Origin of the sequence: Streptomyces sp. L2, from assembly GCF_004124325.1 — a bacterium.
In the GTDB taxonomy this organism is placed as follows: Bacteria; Actinomycetota; Actinomycetes; order Streptomycetales; family Streptomycetaceae; genus Streptomyces.
This window is the reverse complement of the sequence record NZ_QBDT01000001.1, coordinates 182,517-204,919: the sequence shown is the minus strand read 5'-3', so window position 1 is coordinate 204,919 and position 22,403 is coordinate 182,517. Positions and strand designations below refer to the sequence as shown.

Below are 22,403 nucleotides of genomic sequence, written 5' to 3'. Positions count from 1 at the left end.
GCGTAGGGCCGACGGGCCGAGGGCCGTGTGCGCCGGGCGTACGCCCCCAACACGGGTTAGGTTGGGCGTGTTTGCGCGGGCTTCACCCCCGGTTCCACCCGGAGCGCTCGCGGCGCTGTAGGGTGGCTCGGAGCCCTACACGCTGTAGGGTCGGAGGGGTGATGATGGCCGGCCACGCGTACGCCACACTCGCGGGGACCCGGCGCGAACGCGCGCAGGGCGCCCCGGGCGGCCCCCGACGAGCCGGTGTGGTCTGGCCCCTCGCCACCGTCGGAGCCGTCTTCACCGCCGCCCAACTGCTCCTCGTCAGGCCCGGCCTGGGCCTCGGCTGGGACGAGACGGTGTACGTCAGCCAGGTCAGCGGGCACGCGCCCGCGGCGTTCTTCAGCGCCCCGCGCGCCCGCGGAGTCTCCCTCCTCGTCGCGCCCGTCGCCTCCTGGTCCTCGTCGACACCCCTGCTGCGCGTCTATCTCGCACTGCTCTCCGGCCTCGCCCTCTACCTGGCGCTGCGCGCCTGGCGGCCCCTGTTCCCGGTTCGCGTGCTGACCGTCGCCGGCACCCTGTTCGCCTCCCTCTGGATCACCCTCTTCTACGGCCCCCAGGCCATGCCCAACTACTGGGTGGCCATCGGCGCCCTGACCGCCGCCGCCTGCACGCTGCGCGCCGTGACCGGCCCGTCCGACCGGGCCGCCCTGTGGGGGCTGGCCGCGAGCGGCGCCCTGATGGCCTGGATGCGGCCCATGGACGCGGCCCTGGCGGCCCTGCCCCTGCTCGTCCTCGTTCTGCTCCGCCGCCGGTGGACCGTCCTCGCTGTGCTCCTCGGCGGCCTCGCGGCCGGCGCCGTCGAATGGGTCGTCGAGGCGTACACGGCGTACGGCGGGCTGCTGAACCGGCTCTCCGACGGCTCGGACATCCAGGGCGGCCTCGGCTGGCACCTCGCCGTCGCCGACCAGCTGCGCAGCCTCGGCGGACGCACCCTGTGCCGGCCCTGCACCGGCGCCCTGCCGGGACCCGCCGTCACCCTCTGGTGGTGCGCGCTGCCGCTGCTCGCCCTGCTGGGCCTGGCCGTCGCCGTCCGCGCCGGGCGCGCGGCGACCACCGTGCTGCCGCTCGCCTCGGCGGCCGCGGCCGCCTTCCCCTACCTCTTCATGATCGGCTACGCGGCCCCCCGTTTCCTCCTCCCCGCCTACGCCCTCCTCGCGATCCCCGTCGCCGACGCGCTGTGCCGCCTGACGACCACGCGGGCCGGCACCCGGCGACCAGTGGCCACGACGCTTGCCCTCCTCACCCTGGCCGCCCATCTCACCGTGCAACTGACGGTCCTGCTGCCCCTCGTGGACCGCACCGCCGCCGCCCACCGCGACTGGTCCCGCACCGCCGCCACCCTGCACCGGCTCGGGGTCCGCGGGCCCTGTCTGCTCACCGGCCATGAGGCCATCCCGGTCGCGTTCTACGCCGGCTGTTCGTCGGCGGCCACGACCGGGCACAACGCCAACAGCACCTCGACGGCCATAGCCCGCACCGCCCGCCGACAGCCGGTGGCCACGCTGGTCGCCCCCGGCGACCGGCTCCCGGACTACGCCCGCACCTGGCCGTCCGTACGACTCGGCGAACTGCGCCTCTACTACGCCGTACCGGAGGGCCCATGAGCTGCAACGACGCCCCACCGCCCCGCGCCGCGGACGGCACCGGCGCGCTCCGGCGCGCGCGGGGTGGGGCATGACGGCGCCCGTCGAGGTGGTCGGCGCGCTCCGGCGGCGGCGCGTGTGCTGGCACCTCGCCGGCTGCCTCACGCTCCTGCTCTGCGCGGTCTACGTGGCCCGGCGGCACTGGCCGGCGGTCGAGACCGGCGCGGTGCGGCTGGCCGTCGCCGACCAGGGCTGGCTGCTCGTCGGCGCGACGGCGGCCTCGGGCACATGGGCGGCGTCGGCGCTCGCCCAGCAGGGCGCGGTCACCCTGCGGCTGCCGGCCCGGCGGCTCGTCGCCGCGCAGTTCGCCGCGTCCGCCGCCAACCACGTCCTGCCGGCCGGGCTCGGCGCGGGCGCGGTGAACCTGCGCTTCCTGATGCGCTGCGGACTCCCGGCATGCCGGGCGGCCGGCGCGGTCGCCGTCAAGACCACCGCCGGGGGACTGGTCCGCCTCGCCCTGATCGCCGCGCTCGCGCCCGCGTGCCCCGGGCTGCTGAGCGTCCCGCACGTCTCCCCGGCCGCACTGGCCGCCGTCCTCGGCGCCGCCGTCCTCCTCGCGGCGATACTGGCCGGCCCCCTGTGGCCCCGCTGCCGCCGCGTGGTCACCGGCGCCATGGCCGACATCCGGGCCGTGCACGCGTGCCCGGCCCGCGCGGCGGCCCTGTGGGGCGGCTCGCTGCTCTTCGCCCTGCTGCACTCCGCGGTCGTCATCGCCGTCACCCAGGCCGTCGGCCTCGCCCTGCCCCCGCTCCAGGTGGCGCTGCTCTACCTCGCCGCCAGCAGCGCGGCCGCCCTGCTGCCCACCCCCGGTGGCCTCGGTTCCCTCGACGCGGCCCTCGCCTTCGCCCTGACCACGGCCGGCGCCCCCGCCTCGGCGGCCGCCTCCGCGGTCATCGGCTACCGCCTCCTCACGGTATGGCTCCCCCTGCTGCCGGGCCTGCTGGTCCTCGGAGTACTGGTCCGCCGCCGGGCGCTGTGACCACGCCGGCCGGCGGCGTGTCACCGCTCCTGGCGCCGACGGGCGAGATGCACGGTGACGTCGGCAATCAACTCGACCTGCTCGCCCACCCCCTGCCCGATACGCCGGAACACCTCTTCCCGCTCCGGGGGCGGGAGCAGGAGGTAGGCCGAGACGGTGGAGAGATGACCGACGTAGTCGCGAGGGCTCAGCGTCAGACGTCGTCGGACCACAGTCTGCCGGACGTCGGTGAACCACTCGGACCGCCGGAGTTCCGTACCCGGCCACCGCATGCCGTGCCCCGGCGACGTCCCGTCCGGTGACGGGATGTCATCGCTGTCCAGGAACGGCGCCCGCATCGCACGCACGGCTGCCTCGACAGCCGGGTCGGCCAGGTGCGGGGCCCCGCCGAACGAGGCGAAGACGCCGCCGGGCACCAGCAGCGCCGCCATACGCTCCCACCGGCGGTCCGGTGCGGTCCAGTGCAACGACGCCGCTGCGTAGACCAGCCCATACCTCTCGCCCGGCGGCAGGTCCTCGAAGGCCGCCCGCACCGTGCGGACGTCCGCCGGTACGTGCTTGCGCAACTCGGCCAGCATGGCCGCGTCGGGATCGGTGGCCGTGACCGTGATCCCCCGCCGCGCGAAGAGGCGCGTCGCCTTGCCCGTCCCCGCGCCGATCTCCAGGGCGGTCCGCACCGGCCGGCCCGCGTACGACATCACCATGCCGAACAGCTCCGCGGGATACCCCGGCCGGAACCGTTCGTACGACTCCGCCACCGCTCCGAAGCTCAACGCGCGTTCAGACATGCCCGGCAGCCTGACACGAGCCGAGTCGCCCGCGCTCCTCCATTTCCGAGCGGTCCGGGCGCCTTCGCCGCCCGGAGGGTTTCACACCGGTTCGCCCGCCGCGTCCGTGCGGTCGCCGGCTCTCGCTCTCGGTGGTCCCGTCACGCATCCCGAGGGCAGCCACCAGGCCGCCGCGCACAGGCAGAGGCCCAGCCAGCCGGAGGCGAACAGCCAGCCGCCGAGGACATCGGTGGACCAGTGGACGCCCAGGTAGATCCGGGTGAGGCCGACGCCGGCGCCCCAGCAGGCGACGGCCAGGCAGAACACCGTACGGCCACGGGGCGCCCGTATCCAGATCGCGAGGATCACCAGTCCGGCCGTCAGCGCGGCCGTGGTGGTGTGCCCGGACGGGTACGACCAGTTCGAGGCATGGGTCCGCCAGTCCGGCTCGGGCGGGCGGACGCGGGCGACCAGCTCCATCACGCCGTACCGCACGGCCTGGCCCGTCGCGAGGCAGGCCCCGCCCAGCAGCGCGGCCGTCAGCCGCTGCGCCCGGGTGCCGCCCACCAGCAGCCCGGCCAGCAGCACCAGCACGTAGGGGATCAACCCGGTGCCGGTGGCCGTCAGACCGCGGGCCGCGGCCACCGCCGGGGGCGGGCGGTGGCCGACGGACCAGGACAGCAGCCCGTGGTCCAGGAACAGCGGCGCGCCGTTGCGGCCGGCCACCACCATGGTCAGCACCCCGAACGCCGCCCAGGCCCCGAGGCCGAGGCTGCCCGCGGCCTCCGCCACGTGCCTGCGGTTCATGACACCAGCAGCGGGCGCAGCCAGCTCGCCGACAGCCACCGCTCGAATTCCAGCGGCAGCCGTCGTACCGCCGTCATCACCACGAAGGCCACCAGCGCGCCGACCACCGCGCCTACCGCGACGTCGTGCGGGTAGTGGACGCCCACCCACACCCGGGACGCCGCCATGGCGCAGGCGGCGACGGTCGCGACGGCGCCGAGCCGCCGGGAGACGAAGAACAGGGCCACCGCGGCCGCCGCGGCGATCGCCGCGTGATTGCTCGGGAACGACCAGTCGCCCTGCGCCGGACACGCCTCCAGCGTCCGGAAGGTCAGGTGCCGGCAGGGCCGGTCCTCCCGCACCAGCAGCTTCACCACCGAGTTCGCGCCGTACGCCAGCACCACGGCCAGGGGAACGGCCAGCGCCGTCACCGCCGCGGAGGAGCCGACCCGGCGGGCCCGCCACCAGCCCACGAGCATGAACAGCGCGAACACCGCCAGCCCGTACGCCGACCACACCGTCACCGTGTCGTCCACCCAGCCGGGGGAGCGGTGGGCGAGGTCCACCACGTCCCGGTACAGCGGTCCGTCGACCGCCCCACCGGTGAGCGCGAGCGTCGTCATCGGGCCTCCTTGGCGGCCTTGCGGGAGCGCAGCAGTTCGAGCGCGACCGGAAGCAGCGACACGAACACGATCAGCGCGATCACGGGCAGCAGATACGTGTCGATGTTCGGGACGGACGACCCCAGCACGTACCCGGCGAGGGTGACGCCCAGGCTCCACACGAGGCCGCCGGTCACCTGCCAGAGCGTGAACGTCCGCGCCGGCACCTCCAGGGCGCCCGCCATCGGGTTCAGCACCGTCCGCACCACCGGGACGAAGCGGGCCAGGACGATCGCCTTCGCGTACCCGTACTTCTCCAGCAGCTCCTCGGCGCGCTTCGCCCCCTCGTGCAGCCGGGCCGATCTGCTCCGGGCCAGCAGCGCCCCGCCCGCCTTCCGGCCGAGCAGGAACCCGCACTGCGCCCCCGCCAGCGCCCCCACGGCCGCCGCGACCAGCAGCGGCCCCAGCGACAGGTGCACCCCGCTGTCCGACGAACCCGTGCAGAGCAGCCCCGCCGTGAACAGCAGGGAGTCACCGGGCAGGAAGAAGCCGATCAGCAGACCCGTCTCCGCGAACAGCACCACGCCGACGCCCAGCACGCCGAAGGCGGCCAGCAGGGAATGCGCGTCCAGCACGTTCACAGCGAGCTGCGACGGCAGGGGTGGGGGAGCGGTCATCGCACGCCCTTCCTTCGGTGACAGGTGGTTCCCGGCAACATCCGACTACGGATTTGTAGACGGTCTACCGAACTGTAGACGAACGGCGGGCGGGCCGCGTTCCCGGCTTTTGCCCGGACATTGCCGCCTCATGACCGGCCGACTACACCCCCGTAGTCATGATGGTCATCGAAGGTAAGGCATGCCTTCACTAAGTAGGGAGGGTCGCAGGGCATGTGGGACGACGCGTTTCCGAGTTTCCTGATCGGACTGAGGGAGGGACTCGAAGGCGGACTGATCGTCTCCATCCTGATCGCCACCCTGGTCCGGGCCGGTGCCCGGCAGCGGCTGCCCCAAGTGTGGACCGGTGTCCTCGCCGCCGTCGCCGTCGCGATGAGCTTCGGCGCGGTCCTCACCTTCACCGCCGCGTCCCTGCCCACCACCGCCCAGGAGGCGTTCGGCGGCGCCCTCAGCGTGATCGCCGTCGCCTTCGTCACGGCGATGGTCTTCTGGATGCGCCGCTCCGCCCGAAACCTCTCGGGTGAGCTGAAGGAGAAGGTGACCGGCGCGCTCGCCATGGGCTCCGGGGTGCTGGTCCTCACCTCCTTCCTCGCCGTCGGCCGCGAGGGACTGGAGACCGCGCTGTTCCTGTGGACCACCGCCCAGGCCGCCGGCGAGTCGGCCGGACCGCTGACCGGCGCCGGGATCGGCCTCGTGCTCGCGACCGTCCTGTGCTGGGGCCTGTACCGGCGGGTCCTGAAGATCAACCTGACGAAGTTCTTCACCGCCACCGGCGCCGTCCTCATCGTCATCGCCGCGGGCGTCCTCGGCTACGGCCTGCGCGACCTCCAGGAGGGCGGCGTCCTCCCCGGCAAGGCCGCCTTCGCGTTCGACCTCTCCAACAGCGTCGACGCCGGCTCCTGGTACAGCACCCTGCTCCAGGGCGTCCTCAACCTGACACCGGCCATGACCTGGCTGCAGATCGTCGCCTACGTCGCCTACGTCGCCATCGTCATGACCCTGTTCATCCGCGGGGTCCGCACCACCGCGCCCAAGCCGGCTGCGGCGCCGAAGGCCGAAGAGCCCGCGCCCACACCGGCCCCCGAGGCGGAAAAGCCGGCCCCCGCACCGAAGCCCGCCCGCTCACCCCGCCCCCGCTGGGTGGTCCCGGCCGCCGTGGTCGCCGTACCCGCCGTGGTGGCCGGAGCCGTCGTCGCCCTCTCGGGCCCCAAGCCGGCCGGCGACCAGACCGTCGCCGTCTCCCCGACCGACTGCGGGCAGGGCTTCACCGCGCCCGAACCGGGCCGGCAGACCTTCCGCATGCACAACACCGGCGGCAAGACCTCCGAGGTCTACCTGATCGACCCGGCGACCAACGCCGTCTACGGCGAGATCGAGGGCCTCGCCCCCGGCACCACCCGCGACCTGGTCGCCACCGTCGCGGGCGGCACCTACGCCTGGCGCTGCGTCCCCACCGGCGGCGAGCCCGTCACCTCGAAGTCCGTCAGCGTCACGGGCGGCAGGGGCGCCAAACCCGTCGTCCCCGTCTCCGAACAGGACCTCGCCGCGCCCCTGAAGGCGTACAAGGCGTACGTCGAACAGGGCCTGGGCACCCTCGTCACCCAGACCCGGACCCTCGACCGCGACATCGCCGGCGGCCACCTCGACCAGGCCCGTACCGACTGGCTGACCGCCCACCGCACCTACGCCTCCCTCGGCGCCGCTTACGGCACCTTCCAGGACTACGACCAGAAGATCGACGGCCGCCCCGACGGACTCCCGGGCGGCGTCCACGACAAGGACTTCACCGGCTTCCTGCGGATCGAGTACGGCCTGTGGCACGGCGAGTCCGCCAAGGACCTGCGCGCCCCCGCCGACCGGCTCGCCGCCGATGCCGCCGGCCTGCGCACCGCCTTCCCCACACAGCCCTTCGACCCCGGCGACCTGCCGCTGCGCGCCCACGAGATCCTGGAGAACACCCTCCAGTTCGAGCTGACCGGCGACACCGACATGGGCAGCGGCACCAACCTGGCAACCGCCGACGCCAACCTGGCCGGCACCCGCGAACTGCTCACCGTCCTCAAGCCCCTGCTCACCCCCCGCGCCCCGAAGCTCCTCCCGACGGTCGACGCCGACATCGCCCGGCTCCAGAAGCTCCTGGACGCCGCCCACGACGGCACCCACTGGACCCCCGTCGACCGGCTCGGCAGCCCCGGCCGGCAGCGCGTCGACGGCGCCACCGGGCAACTCCTGGAGGACCTCGCCCCGGTCCCCGACCTCCTCGAGGTCAGGAAATCCGCCTGATGCCCGCCCCGTACCCGACACCGCAGCGCCCGCACCAGCCTGAAGGGAACCCCCCGATGCCCACTGCCGAAACCCCGGCCTGCCCGGCCCGCCGCTCGTTCGTGCGCGGCGCGCTCGGCGCCGGCGCCGCCGGAGCGGTCCTGGCCGGCGGCGGCTTCGCCCTCGGCGCGAGCGCCGGCCCGGCCCGGGCGGACAGCGGTGGCGACGACAGCAGCGCCGAGGTCCCCTTCCACGGCACCCACCAGGCCGGCATCGTCACCGCGGCGCCCGCCGCGGCCACCTTCGTCTCCTTCGACGTCATCGCCGAGAACCGCAAAGACCTCGCCGGCCTGCTGCGCACCCTCACCGAGCGGGCCCGCTTCCTCACCGCCGGCGGCACCCCCACCGACCTCGGCGTCGGCGCGCCGCCCTCCGACAACGGCCTCCTCGGCCCCCAGGTGCCGCCGGACGCCCTGACCGTCACCGTCGGCGTGGGCGCCTCTCTCTTCGACGACCGCTACGGCCTCGCCAGGGCCAGGCCGCTCCGGCTCACCCCGATGCGGACGTTCCCCAACGACAACCTGAACCCCGCCGAGTGCCACGGCGACCTCTCCCTCCAGCTGTGCGCCAACAGCCAGGACACCGTCCTGCACGCCCTGCGCGACCTGACCCGGCACACCCGGGGCGCCCTGCAGATCAAATGGCGCGTCGACGGCTTCCAGAACGCCCCGCGCCCCACCGGCGCCGCCCGCAACCTGCTCGGCTTCAAGGACGGCATCGCCAACCCCGACGTCACCTCGCCCCGCGAGACCAGCCGGCTGATCTGGGTCGGCGACGGCCAGGGCGAGCCGGCCTGGACACACGGCGGCAGCTACCAGGTGATCCGGATCATCCGCATGCTCGTCGAGTTCTGGGACCGGGTCTCGCTCACCGAGCAGGAGAAGATGTTCGGCCGCCGCAAGGACACCGGCGCCCCGCTCGACGGCGCCAAGGAGACCGACGTCCCGCACTACGCCAAGGACCCGCACGGCACCGTCATCCCGCTGGACTCCCACATCCGCATGGCCAACCCGCGCACCCCGAAGACCGACGGCTCCCGCCTGCTGCGTCGCGGCTACAACTACGACCGGGGCGTGGACAACGTCGGCGACCTCGACATGGGCCTGGTCTTCTGCTGCTACCAGCAGGACCTCAAGCGGCAGTTCGAGGCCGTGCAGACCCGGCTGATCGACGAACCCCTCGTCGACTACATCTCCCCGACCGGCGGCGGCTACTTCTTCGCCCTGCCCGGCGTGCGCGACGCCAAGGACTGGCTCGGCCGGGGCCTGCTCTCCGCCTGACCGCCGAACTCGCCACCCGCCGTCCGCCGCCCCCCCACCCGTCGTCCGGCTTTTCCCGCTCATGGGAAAGGCCGGGCGCGCGCTTTACTGCACATGAGTTGCAAGTACGGGAAGATGGCATCAGGCTGGTCGACGCAGCCGTACCCGTACCACCGAAGGACACCCTCACGATGACGGCCGCCCCTGGTCCCGCTCCGTCCCTCCCCGCCCAGGCCGGCACCAAGCGCTCGGCCTGGCACCGCGTCCGCGGCTCCATGACGCGCCAGGAGTGGACCAGGGCCGGCGCGATGGCCGCGTTCGTCCTCGCGCTGCACGTCATCGGCTGGGGCACGCTGGTCGGGATCGTGGCGCCCCAGCACTACAGCGTCGGCACCCAGTCCTTCGGCGTCGGCATCGGCCTGACCGCGTACACCCTGGGCATGCGGCACGCCTTCGACGCCGACCACATCGCGGCCATCGACAACACCACCCGCAAGCTCATGGGCGAGGGGCAGCGGCCGCTCTCGGTCGGCTTCTGGTTCTCCCTCGGCCACTCCAGCATCGTCTTCGGCCTCGCCCTGCTGCTCTCCCTCGGCGTGCGCACCCTGGCAGGACCGGTCCAGAACGACGACTCCCGGCTGCACGACGTCACCGGCCTGATCGGTACGACCGTCTCCGGGACCTTCCTCTACGTCATCGCCGCCATCAACCTCGTCATCCTGGCCGGCATCTGGAAGGTGTTCCGCCGGATGCGTTCCGGTGACTTCGACGAGGCGGCCCTGGAGCAGCAGCTGAACAACCGGGGCTTCATGAACCGGCTGCTCGGCCGCGTCATGAAGTCGATCACCAAGCCGTGGCAGATGTATCCGCTGGGCCTGCTCTTCGGCCTGGGCTTCGACACCGCGACGGAGATCGCGCTGCTCGTGCTCGCCGGTTCGGGCGCCGCCTCCGGGCTGCCCTGGTACGCCATCCTGTGCCTGCCCGTGCTGTTCGCGGCCGGCATGTCCCTGCTGGACACCATCGACGGCTCGTTCATGAACTTCGCCTACGAGTGGGCGTTCTCCAAGCCGGTCCGCAAGGTCTACTACAACCTGACCATCACCGGCCTGTCCGTCGCCGTCGCCCTCCTCATCGGCACCGTCGAACTCCTCGGCCTGCTCGCCCAGAAGCTCGGCCTGCACGGCGCGTTCTGGAACTGGATCGCCGGCCTCGACCTGAACACGGTCGGCTTCGCCATCGTCGGCCTCTTCTTCGTCACCTGGGCGATCGCCCTGGTCGTCTGGAAGGCCGGCCGCATCGAGGAGAAGTGGACGGCGTCCCTGGCCCACGCCCCGGCCGACTGACCCGGCCACCGGCGGCAGGGTTAGGCACCGCGCTCCGGGAAACGCGGACCGGGTCCGACCCCGAGCCGAGAAGGAGCCGGCGATGAGCGACCAGCAGGCCGAGCAGACCCCCATGGCGGACGACGCCTACCAGCCCACCGGCACCAACGAGGAGCAGGAGGACGCCGCCCCGCTGGACCTCCAGGACGCGGTCGGCGAGCGCACCTACGACGACGTCCTGGACGAGGGCTACTCGCCGCCCGAACGCCCCCTCGGCGTCACCAAGCACGGCACCACCGCCGCCGAACAGCACGAGGGCGAGACCCTGGACGACCGCCTGCACCAGGAGGTCCCCGACACCACCGCACCCGCCGGCGACGGCATCGGCGACCTCCCCGACGGCGAGGGCGAACCGGTGGACCCCGAGTCCGGCGAATCCCGCGCCGGCCGCCTCGTAGCCCCGGACGAGGGCGCCCACCCCGACACCACGAAGGACGAGACAGCCCGAGACGTAGGCATCGACGGCGGAGCGGCAGGCGCGGAGGAAGCAGCCGTACACGTCACGGAAGAACCAAACCGGTGAGCCAGGCCGCGATTCAGCCCACCTGGGTGGTCCCACCTAAGGGGCGCGGGGAACTGCGCGACAAGCCACAGTCAACCGGTACTAGTCCAGTCGCCCCAGCTGGCGCAGCCGATTCGTAGCATCCAGCGCAGCGACCTTGTACGACTCCGCCAACGTCGGATAGTTGAACACCGCGTCCACCAGGTAATCCACGCTCCCCCCACACCCCATCACCGACTGCCCGATATGGATCAGCTCGGTCGCCCCCGACCCGAAACAGTGCACGCCGAGCAGCCTGCGGTCCTCCGGGGACACCAGCAGCTTCAGCATGCCGTGGGAGTCGCCGATGATCTGCCCCCGCGCCAGCTCCCGGTACCGCGCGATCCCGACCTCGAACGGCACGCAGTCCTCGGTCAGCTGGTCCTCGGTCCGCCCGACGAAACTGATCTCGGGGATCGTGTAGATCCCGATCGGCTGGAGGTTGTGCATCCGCCCGACGGGCTCCCCGCAGGCGTGGTACGCGGCGGCCCGCCCCTGCTCCATGGACGTCGCGGCGAGCGCCGGGAAGCCGATGACGTCACCGACGGCGTAGATGTGCTCCACCTCGGTGCGGTAGTGCTCGTCGACCTTGATCCGGCCCCGCGCGTCCGCCGTGAGGCCCGCCTTGTCCAGGTCGAGGCCGGCGGTCAGCCCCTGCCGGCCCGCCGAGTACATCACCGTGTCCGCGGGTATCTTCTTGCCGCTCTCCAGCACGGTGAGCGTCCCCCGGGGATGCCGTTCGACGGCTGCCACGGTCTCTCCGAACCGGAAGGTGACGGCCAGGTCGCGCAGATGGTACTTGAGCGACTCCACGATCTCGACGTCGCACAGGTCCAGCATGCCGGGCCGCTTCTCGACCACCGTCACCTTACTGCCCAGCGCGGCGAACATGCTCGCGTACTCCATGCCGATCACGCCGGCGCCCACGATCACCATGGAGCGCGGCACCCGCTCCAGTGAGAGCACGTTGTCCGAGTCCATGATGGTGCGCCCGTCGAACTCCACCGTGTCGGGGCGGGCCGGCCGGGTGCCGGTGGCGATGACGATGTGCTCGGCGCTCAACTGCCGTTCCCGGCCTCCGGCGTCGGTCAGGGCGACCGTGTGCGGGTCGGTGAACCGGCCCGTGCCGGCGTGCAGGGTCACGTGGTTGCGGGACAGCTGGCTGCGGATGACGTCCACCTCGCGGCCGACCACGTGCCGGGTGCGGGCGGTCAGGTCGGCGACGGTGATGTCCTCCTTGAGCCGGTAGCTCTGCCCGTACAGATCGCGCTGGGTGAGACCGGTCAGGTACAGCACCGCCTCGCGCAGGGTCTTGGAGGGAATGGTGCCGGTGTGCAGGGAGACACCGCCGACCATGTCGGGGGAGTCGACGACGGCCACCCGGCGGCCCAGCTTGGCCGCGGCGATGGCGGCCTTCTGGCCGCCGGGACCGGATCCGATGACGAGCATGTCGAAGTCGAAGTCGGGCATCCCGGGAGTCTGGCAGCCCCGGGTGCCCCGCCGGAAGAGAGCGGCGGGCACGGCCTTGGACCCGCCGTCCCCTCACGTGCCGGCGGACGCACCGCCACGCGTCCGCCGCACACGCCCCGCCCTGCTCCCGCCCCCGCTTTCGTGCCCCTACGGCAGCAGCTTCTCGACCGCCGAGGGCCCCTCCGTCTCCAGCTTGCGGCGCGCCCAGTCCAGGTTGGCCGGGGTGACGTCCCTGCCCGCCGCCATCACCAGGTCCTCAGGGCTGATGCCCCGGGCGGGAGCGGAGTGGAGCAGGGCGTCGGGGGTGCAGTGGTCGCCGGACGACCGGGACTCTTCGGGTGTTGACGTCGCCATGATGCCTCCTCCTCGGTCCGGATGACCGCATCCGTGCCGGTGCCGCCGAACGGGGCACACTCTCACGATTCCCCGCCCGGCCACGCCCCGCATCCGGAAGGGCCCGGGACCGGTCCGGGTTCCTGGCCGCGCCGGGCGGAAACCTCCCCCCTACGCTGGAGACAGCACCCCGCACCAGGGAGGCCCGAGCGATGGCCGAGACGCCCTTCCCGCAGGATCCGGCCGGCGCTCCCCGCTACCTGCCGATCGCCGACCACGGCCTCATCGGCGACCTGCGCAGCGTCGCCCTGGTCGGCACCAACGGCACGATCGACTGGTACTGCTGCCCGTCCTTCGACGCGCCCAGCGTCTTCGCGGCCGTGCTGGACGCCGACCGCGGCGGCTGCTTCGAACTCGCCGCCGCCGTACCGGCCCGCACCAAGCAGTTCTACTTCCCCGACACCAATGTCCTGATCACCCGCTTCTTCACCGAGGACGGCGTCGGCGAGGTCCAGGACTTCATGCCCGTCACCGGCCAGGGCGACGAGCTGCCGGGCGAGGAGGGCCGGCACCGGCTGATCCGGCGCGTCGTCTGCGTCCGCGGCACCGTGCCGTTCAGGAGCCTGGTCGCCCCGCGCTTCGGCTACGGCGCCGACCCGCACACCCTGCGCGCACAAGGCGGCATGATCCTCTTCGAGTCCGCCCGGCGCTCCCTGGCCCTCACCTCCACCGTCCCGCTGGACCACGACGGGCAGGACGCGCGGGCCGCCTTCAAGCTCGGCGAGGGGGAGAGTGCGGTGTTCGCCCTCGACCTCGTCGGCGATCAGGTGAGCCCGCGCGGCTGCCCCCGCACGGAGGCCGAGCGGGAGTTCAACGCGACGGTCGCCTACTGGCGGCGCTGGCTGCACCAGTCCCGCTACCGGGGCCGCTGGCGCGAGATGGTGCACCGCTCCGCGCTCACCCTGAAACTGCTCACCTACGCCCCCACCGGCGCCATCGTCGCCGCCCCCACCACCAGCCTCCCCGAACAGCCCGGCGGCGAGCGGAACTGGGACTACCGCTACGTCTGGATCCGGGACGCCGCGTTCTGCGTGTACGCGCTGCTGCGCCTCGGCTTCAGCGGCGAGGCCGAGGCGTTCATGCGGTTCCTCACCACCCACATCAGCCCCGGCGACGGCGCCGCCCTGGGCCCGCTGCAGATCATGTACGGCATCGACGGCCGCTCCGACCTGCCCGAACGCGAACTGACCCATCTGGAGGGCCACCGCGGCTCCGCCCCGGTCCGGGTGGGCAACGCCGCCGCCGGCCAGCTCCAGCTCGACATCTACGGCGCCCTGATCGACTCGGTCTACCTCTACGACAAGTGGGCCCAGCCCATCTCCAGCGGCCAGTGGGACGACGTGTGCCGGCTGGTCGACTGGGTGTGCGGCCACTGGGACCAGCCGGACGAGGGCGTGTGGGAGACCCGCGGCGGCCGCAAGAACTTCCTGTACTCGCGCCTGATGTGCTGGGTGGCCGTGGAGCGCGCCATCCGGCTGGCCAACCGGCGCGGGCTGCCCGCCGATCTGCCGCGCTGGCGACAGGCCCGCGACACGATCTACCGGCGGATCATGGACCGCGGCTGGTCGGAGCGGAGGGGCGCCTTCGTGCAGCACGAGGACGGAGACGTCCTGGACGCCTCGGTGCTGATGATGCCCCTGGCGAAGTTCATCGCCCCCACCGACCCCAAGTGGCTGTCCACCCTGGACGCCCTCACCGGGGAACTCGTCTCCGACTCCCTCGTCTACCGCTACAACCCCGAGGCCAGCCCCGACGGACTGCGCGGCGACGAAGGCACCTTCTCCATCTGCTCGTTCTGGTACGTCGAGGCGCTGGTGCGGGCCGGCCGGCTCGACGAGGCCCGGCTCGCCTTCGAGAAGATGCTCACCTACGCCAACCACCTCGGCCTGTACGCAGAGGAGATCGGCCGCACCGGAGAGCAACAGGGCAACTTCCCGCAGGCGTTCACCCACCTCGCCCTGATCAGCGCCGCCTTCAACCTGGACCGCGCCCTCGGCTGACGGCCGCGCCCCCGCCGGGCGCCGGGCATCCGCCCGGCCCGCGCCGTGTGCCCCCTGACCGCACGGGTACCCGGGGTCCTGCCCGAGCAGAAATCGCCAGGGTCGGCAGAAGGAGGAGACCCCGAATGACGAGCACCAGCGAGACCGGCGAGGTCACCGGCACCCGGGACAAGGACTACAACCTCATCTGGTACGTCGAGGCGTGCCTGAGCAACTCCCTGCGCCTGGAGCAGTACATCCAGGACGCCGAGCGCGACAAGGACGACGAGGTCGTGGACCTGTTCCGCAAGGCCCAGGCGGACAGCCGCAAGGGCGCCGAGCTGGGCAAGCGGCTGCTGAGCTCCCGCATCGGCGGCAACTGACCACCACCGCTCGGGGGCGGTCCGGGACCTCGGTGAACCCGCGGCCCGGACCGCCCCCGGCGCCTGCGTCCGCGCGGGCGTTCAGGGCAGGGGCTGCTCCGCCCAGATGATCTTCCCGTGCGGGGTGTAGCGAGTGCCCCAGCGCTCCGCGAGCTGCGCCACCAGGAACAGGCCCCGGCCACCCTCGTCGGTGCTCGCCGCGTACCTCAGGTGCGGCGACGTCGTGCTGCTGTCGGACACCTCGCAGATCAGCGTCCGGTCGAGCAGCAGCCGTACCCCGATCGGGCCGCGCCCGTACCGGATCGCGTTGGTGACCAGCTCGCTCAGGATCAGCTCCGCGGTGAACGTCAGCTCCTCCAGGCCCCAGTCGGTCAGCTGCCGGGTGACCGAGGCCCGCATCTCGGACACGGCCGCCGGATCCGACGGCACCTGCCACTCGGCGACCCGGTCGGCGCCCAGCACCCGGGTCCGGGCGACGATCAGCGCCACGTCGTCACTCGGCCGGGCCGGCAGCCGGTCGAGCACCGTACGGCAGGTCTCCTCCGGAGAAGCGCCGGGCGTCCGGCGCAGCGCGTCACGCAGCAGGTCGAGACCGACGTCGATGTCCCGGTCGCGGTCCTCGACCAGCCCGTCCGTGTACAGCACCAGCCGGCTGCCCTCCTCCAGCTCCAGATCGGCCGTCTCGAACGGCAGCCCGCCCAGGCCCAGCGGCGGCCCGGCCGGCAGGTCCGGGAACTCCACACTGCCGTCGGGCCGCACCAGCGCCGGCGGCGGATGCCCGGCCCGGGCCAGGGTGCAGCGCCGGGACACCGGGTCGTACACCGCGTACAGGCAGGTCGCCCCGGTGATCGCCGCGGCACCGTCCGCCGGGGTCTCGTCCTGGTCGATCCGGCCCACCAGTTCGTCCAGCAGCCCGAGGAGTTCGTCCGGCGGCAGGTCCAGCGAGGAGAAGTTGTGCACCGCCGTGCGCAGCCGGCCCATCGTGGCCGCCGCGTGCAGCCCGTGCCCCACCACGTCACCCACCACCAGCGCCACCCGCGCCCCGGACAGCGGCAGCACGTCGAACCAGTCGCCGCCCACCCCCAGCTGCGCCGGCAGATAGCGGTACGCGATCTCCAGCGCACCCTGCTCCGGCAGCGACCGCGGCAGCAGACTCCGCTGCAGCGTGACCGCCATGCTGTGCTCGCGCGTGTAGCGGCGGGCGTTGTCGATCGACACCGCCGCCCGCGCCACCAGCTCCTCGGCCAGCGCCAGGTCCTCCCCGTCGAACGGCTGCGGCTTGTCCGCCCGCCAGAAGTTCGCCACCCCCAGCACCAGGCTGCCCGCCCGCAGCGGCACCGTGAGCAGCGAATGAATGCCGTACCCGACGACCTGCTCGGTGCGCTCCAGGTCCTGCGCCCGCCAGCCGGCCGCCTCCCGCAGCCGGGACTCCACCACCGACTGCCCGGTGGTCAGACTGCGCGCCTGCGGCGACGTCGCCACGAACCGGATCCGCTTGCCCACCGGATACAGCGGGGCGTCCTTGCGGACACCCGTGGACGCCGTACGGCGCAGCGCCGTGCCGGGCTTGGGCTCCTCGCCGCCCAGCACCGCGTCGAACAGGTCCACCGTCGCATAGTCCGCGAACCGGGGGACCGCCAGCTCCGCCAGCTCCTCCGCGGTGCGGGTCACGTCCAGGCTGGTGCCGATGCCCACCCCGGCGTCGTACAGCATGTTCAGTCGCTCGCGCGCCACCTCCGCCCGCCCCGACAGGGCCCGCAGCTCGGTCGAGTCACGCAGCGTGGTGACGCTGCCGGGCGGCCCGCCGCGCAGGTCGGTGGGGCGCTGGTTGATGGCCAGCAGCCGGTCCTTGACCAGGTGCACCTCGTCCGTCGCCACCCGGCCCGAGGACAGCAGGCCCGCCGTCTCCTCGTCCAGGCCCAAATCCAGCACATGCCGCCGCTCGGCGTCCGGCGGCAGGTCCAGCAGCCGCTGCGCCTCGTCGTTGGCGAGCAGCAGCCTGCCGTTGCCGCCCACGATCAGCACACCCTCGCGGACGGCGTGCAGCACCGCGTCGTGATGCTCGTACATCCGGGTCATCTCGTACGGCCCGAGGCCGCGCGTCTGGCGCAGCAGCCGCCTGCTGACCAGCGCCGTGCCCGCCGTGGCCAGCGCGAGCGCCGCCGCGGCCGCCGCCAGCAGCAGCGGCAGCTGCTGGTCGGCCGCGCCGCCCACGTGCGCGGTGGTGATGCCGGACGACACCAGCCCCACGACCTTGCCGGCGGAGTCCTTCACCGGCACCACGACCTGCACCAGCGGCCCGATGGTGCCGTTGATGTGCTCCACCACCGTGCCCCCGGCCAGCGCCGGCCCGATGGTCCCCACGAACTTCTTGCCGATGCGGTCCGGCTTCGGGTGCGTGTAGCGGATGCCGTCGGTGTTCATCACCACGATGAAGTCCACCCCGGAGGCCTTGCGGGCGGCCTCCGCGCGCGGCTGCAGCACGGCCGTCGGATCCGGCGCCCGCAACGCCGCCACCGTGCCGGGCGCGTTGGCGAACGTCACCGCGACGGCGAGCGAGCGGTTCTGGGCCTCCAGGTCGCTGTCGTGCCGCACCTGCAGCACCTGCGCCACCACCGCCGACACGACCAGCAGCAGCACGATCACCACCTGCAGCACGAACACCTGCCCGGCGACGCTGCGCCCGCTCACCGCTGAACGCAGCACCCCCGGACGCGAGCCGTTCGCGCCGCTCCCGTCCGGCTGCCGCGCGCCGAGCGACGCACGCGGATGCCCGAACGAGCGAGGCGGCCGCGTGTCGGGCCGGCCGGGCAGTCGCACCATGAGCCCATGTCTACACTGCCCGGCCCCGTCAGGCGAGACCGTCACCCGAGGTGACCGCCACGAATCGCGGCGCGCTGCCCTCATCGGCGGGGCACGGGCGCCGCGCGGCGGGTGGCCAGCAGCAGCGCCACGTCGTCGGGCCGGTCGGCCGCGTGTCGGGCGGTGGCCGTCAGCCGGTCGGCCATTCCGGCCAGGGAGCGCCCGCCACGCCGCCCGGGCGCCGCACCGGCCCGCGCCAGCGCCAGCCGCAGCGCCTCGATCCCGTCGTCGATGTCGGCGCCGGGCCGCTCGACCAGACCGTCCGTGTACAGGGCCAGGACCGCGTCCGGCTCCAGCAGCAGCTCGGTCACCGGATACCGGGCCCGCGGATCCACGCCGAGGACTACACCGCCGGGGATGTCCAGCGTCCGGGTCCGGCCGTCCGGAGCGCGCAGCAGCGGCGGCAGATGCCCCGCCCGGGCCACCCGGGCCCGCCCGGTGGCCGGGTCCAGGCGCAGATAGCAGCAGCTGGCGAACTGGCCCGGGTCCAGGTCGATCAGCAGGTGGTTCGTCCCGCTCATCACCTCGTCGGGCGGCCGGTCGCCCAGCGCGAACGCGCGCACCGCGCTGCGCAGCTGCCCCATCGTGGCCGCCGCCTGCACCCCGTGCCCCTGGACGTCACCGATGACCAGCGCGAGCCCGTCACCCGCCTCGACCACGTCGTACCAGTCCCCGCCCACGTCCATGCCCTGCGTGCCCGGCAGATAGCGGCCCGCCGTCTCCACCCGCGGGTGCGCCGACAGCCGGCGGGGCAGCAGCGCCTGCTGCAGGCCCCGGGCGAGCGCCGCCTCGCTGTCGTAGCGCTGCGCCTTCTCCATCGCGTGCGCGATCAGCCCGGCGAGCGCGGTGAGGGCCGTGCACTCGTCCGTGCTGAAGCTCCGCGACCGGTCGAAGCCGAGGATGCAGGAGCCCACCGGCCGCCCGGAGGCGATCAGCGGCAGGAACGCCCGGGCGCCCTCCTCCGCGTCCAGCGGGATGCCCGGGTAGGTGGCCGCCATCTGCTCCATCGACTCGAAGAACAGCGGACGGCCGGTGGTGAGGGTCTCCACGCCGGGGATGTGCGCGTCCAGGCCGACACCGTCGAACGGGGACAGGAAGCCCTGCGGGAAGCCGGTCTCCCAGGCCAGGTAGAGATGCCGGTCCTGCAGCAGGTAGATGGCCAGGCGGCGGCCGCCGAACGCGGGCAGCAGCTCCTGCATGACGACCGCCGACACCTGCTGGGCGGTCACCGCGTCCGTGAGAGCGATCGCGAGCGCGATGGGCCGGTACAACGGCTCCATCGAGGGACCGCCGGCCACCGCGCCCGCTGGCTCGTGCGGCTCCGGGGCCAGCTCCACGGGCGCGTCCATCCGGCTGGCCGGGACCAGGGTGCAGGTCAGCAGGTCGGCGCCGGGATGGACGGACAGCGCGAGCCACTCGCCGCCGGCCGGCTCCCCGCGGTGCCCGGCGGGACGCCGGACATGGACGTGCACCGGCTCGGGGGACAGCAGCGCGCCGCGCAGGTGATCGTCGTACGGCGGACCGCTCAGCCACGGCATGGCCTCCCATACGGGCCGGCCCAGCAGACCCGCCCGCTCCCGGCCCGCCAGCCGGGCCGCGGCCGGATTGGCGTACACGATCACACCCAGCCGGTCCAGGCAGAACACCCCCTGCGGCAGCAGGTCGGCCGCGCCGTCCGCCGAGACGGCCGGACCCGGGTCGAACACGAACCCGCCGACCTCCGTCCCGTCGCCGGCGGCCGCCGCCGGCCACAGGTCCAGCAGCCGCGGGGCGCCGTCCCGGGAACGCACGCGCAGCGGCGCGGGCGGCGGCTTCCCGGCGGCGGTCTCGTGCAGCGCGGACAGTATCCGGTGGGAGTCCCCCGGGGCCACGGCGTCCGCGAGCGCCGGACCGCTGCTCGCGACCTCGCCGGGGCCGAGGCCGAGCAGGGCGTGCAGCCTGTCGTCGCCGCGCACCGCCGAAGTCGCCGGATCCCAGGCGAACCGCCCCACGCGGGCCTCCGCCGGCCCCACCGAGGGCGGCCGCACACACAACGGCTCCCCGTCCCAGACGACAGCGGCGGCGCCTCTGCCGCCTGCTGTCGCGCCTGTGCCGCCTGCTGTCGCGCCCGCGCCGCTGGCTGTCGCACTCATGCCGCCCGCTGACGCGCCTGTGCTGCCGGCCGCCGTGTCCGCGCCAGCGGCCGCCGCGCCGCTGGCCGTCGTACCCGTGTCACCTGCCGCCGCGCTCGCCGTCGCACCCGTGTCACCTGCCGCCCCACCCGTGCCGCCCGCTGACCCCTCCGCACCACCCGCGTCACACAGGCCGCGCAGGTCCGCCCCCAGGTCCTCGGCGAGCCGGGTGAGCAGGTCGCGGTCGAGCAGCTCGTCCACCGAGTCCGCGGCCGGGCGCAGCACCGTCAGCACCCCCAGCGGCTCGTCCTCACCGGGGACGGGTGTGTACACCGAGCCGAACTGGAAGGGCAGGCCCGCCGCGAACTGCGGATAGCGGCGCACCGTCTCCGCCGCGTCCGACAGCACCACCTGGACACCGAGCCGGTAGGCGTCCGACACCGGGAACGGCCGGGCGGTGTGCAGCCGCCACCAGGGCCGGAACAGCGGTCCGGGCAGCCCGACCAGCACCGCGAGCCGCAACAGCCCGGGCGTGGAGGACCGCAGGTACACGCCGGCCGCGCGTGCACCGGCCGCTCCGAGCGCGCTGGTGGAGGCGTCGATGAGCAGCGCGGCCAGCCGGGCCCGCGCGCGGACCACCTGCTCCCCGCTCCCAGCCATCGGCCCTACCTCGTCCCGTGCGCCGCCGGGTGGACACAGCAAGAATGCGACAGATCGGCGCCGGACCGCACCTGGGCGGACAGGATCGGCAGCGGCGGGCGCGGCAGGCCGAGCCGCGCGGTGCGGGCGCGCGGGGTCCTCCGGGCGTGCGGAACCGGCCGCCGCCACGGCGGGCCGAGTCTCGCGGTGCGGGCGCGCGGGGTCTCCGGACGTACGGATTGGGCCGCGCCCGCCGCGGGCCGAGCCGCGCGGTGCGGGCGCGCGGGGGCGTGCGTCGCCGGCCGCACCCCTGCGGCGGCCGTGCTCCGCGCGCGAGGCTCCCGGCGTGCGGATCCGGCCGCGTCCCTCCGGTTGGCCGTGGTTCGTGCCTGGGTAGCAGCAAGGGATCAGCGTGTGCGCCCGGAACGTGCCGTCGGCGGGCCGGCGCGGTGCCGTAGTCCGGCGAGAGGAGGCCGTGTCGCGTGGCCGAGAACGGTGAGTCCCCCGAGCGCGGGGGCCCGGCGCCCGAGCGGCTCGTGCTGCGCACCGCCGACCTCGACGAGGCGCGGGCCGCGATCGGGGCGATGTTCTACGACACCCGCATCGACGTCCTCGAACCCGGCCGGAGTCTCGACGCCGTGTTCGGCATGGCCCGGCTCGGTCCGATCACCGTGGGCGACCTGCGCTGCGGCACCGACGTACGGATGCGGTTCGGCGAACTCGGCGCCCACCACGTCGACCTGCCACTGACCGGTGCCCTGGAGTGGCGGAGGGCCCGCGCGGGCCCCGCCTCGCCACGGCCGCCCGCGCCGCCGTCTTCCACCCCCGGGGCCGCACCACCCTGGACCGCTGGGACGGCGCCTGCCGGCTCCTCGCCGTCAAGATCGAGACGAGGGCCCTCGTCCGCCATCTGGAGAGCCTCACCGGCGAGGCCCCGCGCGCCCCGCTGAACCTCGCGCCCACCATGGACCTCACCACCGGCCCCGGCCGCGGCTGGGCCCGGCTGGTCCGCGTCCTCGCCGAGGAGATCCGCGACGACCGGGGTCTGCTGCGCCAGCCCCTCCTCGCGGCCGGCCTGCGGGACGCCCTCCTCACCGGCCTGCTGCTGGCCACCGACCACGCCTACCACGACGCCCTGGACCGCCCGGTCCGGCACGGCTACGCGCGACCGGTCACCCGCGTCGTCGAGGCCATCCGCGCCCACCCCGAACAGCCGTACACCACCGCGGACCTGGCGGAGGTCGGCGGGGTGAGCGCCCGGTGGCTGCAGGAGGTGTTCCGCCGTCAGGTCGGCACCACCCCCATGGCCTACCTGCGGGACGTCCGCATGGACCGCGTCCGGGACGAACTGCGGCGCGCCGAACCGGAGTCGACGACCGTGGCCGATGTCGCCCGCCGCTGGGGCTTCGCCCACCAGGGCCGCTTCGCCGAGCGGTACCGCGCCCGGTTCGGCGAACCGCCCTCGCAGACCCTGCGCTCCCGCTGACCGGACGCCGGCTCACACCTCTGCCCCGCCCGGGTGGCGGGACCCCGGCCGGGCTCCTAGTAATGGTCACCGTAATG

At 73.8% G+C, this 22,403-nt stretch carries 18 protein-coding genes; 10 read left to right on the top strand and 8 right to left on the bottom strand.

Annotated features, from left to right (window positions below):
- Positions 1–164 precede the first annotated feature (164 nt).
- Together DBP14_RS00875 and DBP14_RS00870 are read left to right on the top strand one after the other, a co-directional pair.
- Positions 165–1,649 carry a hypothetical protein gene (locus tag DBP14_RS00875; RefSeq protein WP_129311606.1) on the top strand — a complete coding sequence of 495 codons (1,485 nt, stop codon included), beginning with the start codon at positions 165–167 and terminating at the stop codon, positions 1,647–1,649.
- A 70-nt stretch (positions 1,650–1,719) separates the two neighbouring features.
- The gene (locus DBP14_RS00870) at positions 1,720–2,667 is read left to right on the top strand and encodes a lysylphosphatidylglycerol synthase domain-containing protein (protein ID WP_129305136.1); all 948 of its coding nucleotides are present in this window, start codon (positions 1,720–1,722) and stop codon (positions 2,665–2,667) included.
- A gap of 20 nt (positions 2,668–2,687) precedes the next feature.
- Here the strand turns inward: DBP14_RS00870 and DBP14_RS00865 are convergent, their stop codons facing one another.
- The 4 genes from DBP14_RS00865 to DBP14_RS00850 form a co-directional block, all read right to left on the bottom strand.
- Positions 2,688–3,455, bottom strand: coding sequence for a class I SAM-dependent methyltransferase (locus DBP14_RS00865; RefSeq protein WP_129305135.1), 768 nt, complete (start codon positions 3,453–3,455; stop codon positions 2,688–2,690).
- An 81-nt stretch (positions 3,456–3,536) separates the two neighbouring features.
- Positions 3,537–4,241: a phosphatase PAP2 family protein gene (locus DBP14_RS00860; RefSeq protein ID WP_129305134.1), complete on the bottom strand. Its 705-nt coding sequence runs from the start codon at positions 4,239–4,241 to the stop codon at positions 3,537–3,539.
- Positions 4,238–4,843, bottom strand: a complete 606-nt coding sequence (locus tag DBP14_RS00855; protein WP_129305133.1) for a phosphatase PAP2 family protein — start codon at positions 4,841–4,843, stop codon at positions 4,238–4,240. The genes DBP14_RS00860 and DBP14_RS00855 overlap by 4 nt, the downstream gene beginning before the upstream one ends.
- A complete protein-coding gene (locus tag DBP14_RS00850) occupies positions 4,840–5,499 on the bottom strand; it encodes a DedA family protein (protein WP_129305132.1) in 660 nt (219 codons plus the stop codon). Before DBP14_RS00850 ends, DBP14_RS00855 begins: the two co-directional genes overlap by 4 nt.
- Before the next feature lie 213 nt (positions 5,500–5,712).
- Here DBP14_RS00850 and efeU point away from each other — a divergent pair, with 213 nt between their 5' ends.
- From efeU to DBP14_RS00830, 4 genes are all read left to right on the top strand, one after another.
- Positions 5,713–7,782: an iron uptake transporter permease EfeU gene (gene efeU, locus DBP14_RS00845; RefSeq protein WP_129305131.1), complete on the top strand. Its 2,070-nt coding sequence runs from the start codon at positions 5,713–5,715 to the stop codon at positions 7,780–7,782.
- Positions 7,783–7,838: 56 nt separating this feature from the next.
- On the top strand, positions 7,839–9,101 hold the full coding sequence (gene efeB, locus DBP14_RS00840) for an iron uptake transporter deferrochelatase/peroxidase subunit (protein ID WP_129305130.1): 1,263 nt from the start codon (positions 7,839–7,841) through the stop codon (positions 9,099–9,101).
- A gap of 170 nt (positions 9,102–9,271) precedes the next feature.
- Entirely contained in the window at positions 9,272–10,423 is a 1,152-nt protein-coding gene (locus tag DBP14_RS00835) for a HoxN/HupN/NixA family nickel/cobalt transporter (protein ID WP_206739180.1), read from the top strand.
- A gap of 82 nt (positions 10,424–10,505) precedes the next feature.
- Positions 10,506–10,985, top strand: coding sequence for a DUF5709 domain-containing protein (locus tag DBP14_RS00830; RefSeq protein WP_129305129.1), 480 nt, complete (start codon positions 10,506–10,508; stop codon positions 10,983–10,985).
- A gap of 81 nt (positions 10,986–11,066) precedes the next feature.
- On the opposite strand, the gene sthA is transcribed toward DBP14_RS00830, so the two are convergent.
- Complete coding sequence (gene sthA / locus DBP14_RS00825) at positions 11,067–12,473, bottom strand: Si-specific NAD(P)(+) transhydrogenase (protein WP_129305128.1); 1,407 nt, start codon at positions 12,471–12,473, stop codon at positions 11,067–11,069.
- 147 nt (positions 12,474–12,620) lie between these two features.
- The gene (locus DBP14_RS00820; RefSeq protein ID WP_129305127.1) at positions 12,621–12,827 is read right to left on the bottom strand and encodes a hypothetical protein; all 207 of its coding nucleotides are present in this window, start codon (positions 12,825–12,827) and stop codon (positions 12,621–12,623) included.
- Positions 12,828–13,018: 191 nt separating this feature from the next.
- On the opposite strand from DBP14_RS00820, the gene DBP14_RS00815 reads away from it, so the two are divergent.
- Complete coding sequence (locus DBP14_RS00815) at positions 13,019–14,866, top strand: glycoside hydrolase family 15 protein (protein ID WP_129305126.1); 1,848 nt, start codon at positions 13,019–13,021, stop codon at positions 14,864–14,866.
- A gap of 125 nt (positions 14,867–14,991) precedes the next feature.
- A complete protein-coding gene (locus tag DBP14_RS00810) occupies positions 14,992–15,228 on the top strand; it encodes a hypothetical protein (RefSeq protein WP_129305125.1) in 237 nt (78 codons plus the stop codon).
- A gap of 81 nt (positions 15,229–15,309) precedes the next feature.
- Here DBP14_RS00810 and DBP14_RS00805 read toward each other — a convergent pair whose 3' ends face one another.
- Positions 15,310–18,051: a SpoIIE family protein phosphatase/ATP-binding protein gene (locus tag DBP14_RS00805; RefSeq protein WP_164992224.1), complete on the bottom strand. Its 2,742-nt coding sequence runs from the start codon at positions 18,049–18,051 to the stop codon at positions 15,310–15,312.
- Positions 18,052–18,131: 80 nt separating this feature from the next.
- Positions 18,132–20,861: a SpoIIE family protein phosphatase gene (locus DBP14_RS00800; protein WP_241740753.1), complete on the bottom strand. Its 2,730-nt coding sequence runs from the start codon at positions 20,859–20,861 to the stop codon at positions 18,132–18,134.
- A gap of 461 nt (positions 20,862–21,322) precedes the next feature.
- Between DBP14_RS00800 and DBP14_RS36560 the strand changes: the two genes are divergently transcribed.
- Positions 21,323–21,790, top strand: a complete 468-nt coding sequence (locus DBP14_RS36560; RefSeq protein ID WP_277752675.1) for a hypothetical protein — start codon at positions 21,323–21,325, stop codon at positions 21,788–21,790.
- Positions 21,682–22,326, top strand: a complete 645-nt coding sequence (locus DBP14_RS37210; protein ID WP_277752747.1) for an AraC family transcriptional regulator — start codon at positions 21,682–21,684, stop codon at positions 22,324–22,326. Before DBP14_RS36560 ends, DBP14_RS37210 begins: the two co-directional genes overlap by 109 nt.
- The last annotated feature ends 77 nt before the right edge of the window (positions 22,327–22,403 follow it).

What these genes read in the sequence shown, in the direction of transcription:
- DBP14_RS00810 (WP_129305125.1), top strand. Translation starts at nt 14,992, where the DNA reads ATGACGAGCACCAGCGAGACCGGCGAGGTCACCGGCACCCGGGACAAG.
- DBP14_RS00830 (WP_129305129.1), top strand. Translation starts at nt 10,506, where the DNA reads ATGAGCGACCAGCAGGCCGAGCAGACCCCCATGGCGGACGACGCCTAC.
- DBP14_RS00805 (WP_164992224.1), bottom strand. Translation starts at nt 18,051, where the DNA reads ATGGTGCGACTGCCCGGCCGGCCCGACACGCGGCCGCCTCGCTCGTTC.
- sthA (WP_129305128.1), bottom strand. Translation starts at nt 12,473, where the DNA reads ATGCCCGACTTCGACTTCGACATGCTCGTCATCGGATCCGGTCCCGGC.
- DBP14_RS00860 (WP_129305134.1), bottom strand. Translation starts at nt 4,241, where the DNA reads ATGAACCGCAGGCACGTGGCGGAGGCCGCGGGCAGCCTCGGCCTCGGG.
- DBP14_RS00865 (WP_129305135.1), bottom strand. Translation starts at nt 3,455, where the DNA reads ATGTCTGAACGCGCGTTGAGCTTCGGAGCGGTGGCGGAGTCGTACGAA.
- DBP14_RS00850 (WP_129305132.1), bottom strand. Translation starts at nt 5,499, where the DNA reads ATGACCGCTCCCCCACCCCTGCCGTCGCAGCTCGCTGTGAACGTGCTG.
- DBP14_RS00855 (WP_129305133.1), bottom strand. Translation starts at nt 4,843, where the DNA reads ATGACGACGCTCGCGCTCACCGGTGGGGCGGTCGACGGACCGCTGTAC.
- DBP14_RS00875 (WP_129311606.1), top strand. Translation starts at nt 165, where the DNA reads ATGGCCGGCCACGCGTACGCCACACTCGCGGGGACCCGGCGCGAACGC.
- DBP14_RS00800 (WP_241740753.1), bottom strand. Translation starts at nt 20,861, where the DNA reads ATGGCTGGGAGCGGGGAGCAGGTGGTCCGCGCGCGGGCCCGGCTGGCC.
- DBP14_RS00815 (WP_129305126.1), top strand. Translation starts at nt 13,019, where the DNA reads ATGGCCGAGACGCCCTTCCCGCAGGATCCGGCCGGCGCTCCCCGCTAC.
- DBP14_RS00820 (WP_129305127.1), bottom strand. Translation starts at nt 12,827, where the DNA reads ATGGCGACGTCAACACCCGAAGAGTCCCGGTCGTCCGGCGACCACTGC.
- DBP14_RS00835 (WP_206739180.1), top strand. Translation starts at nt 9,272, where the DNA reads ATGACGGCCGCCCCTGGTCCCGCTCCGTCCCTCCCCGCCCAGGCCGGC.
- efeB (WP_129305130.1), top strand. Translation starts at nt 7,839, where the DNA reads ATGCCCACTGCCGAAACCCCGGCCTGCCCGGCCCGCCGCTCGTTCGTG.
- efeU (WP_129305131.1), top strand. Translation starts at nt 5,713, where the DNA reads ATGTGGGACGACGCGTTTCCGAGTTTCCTGATCGGACTGAGGGAGGGA.
- DBP14_RS00870 (WP_129305136.1), top strand. Translation starts at nt 1,720, where the DNA reads ATGACGGCGCCCGTCGAGGTGGTCGGCGCGCTCCGGCGGCGGCGCGTG.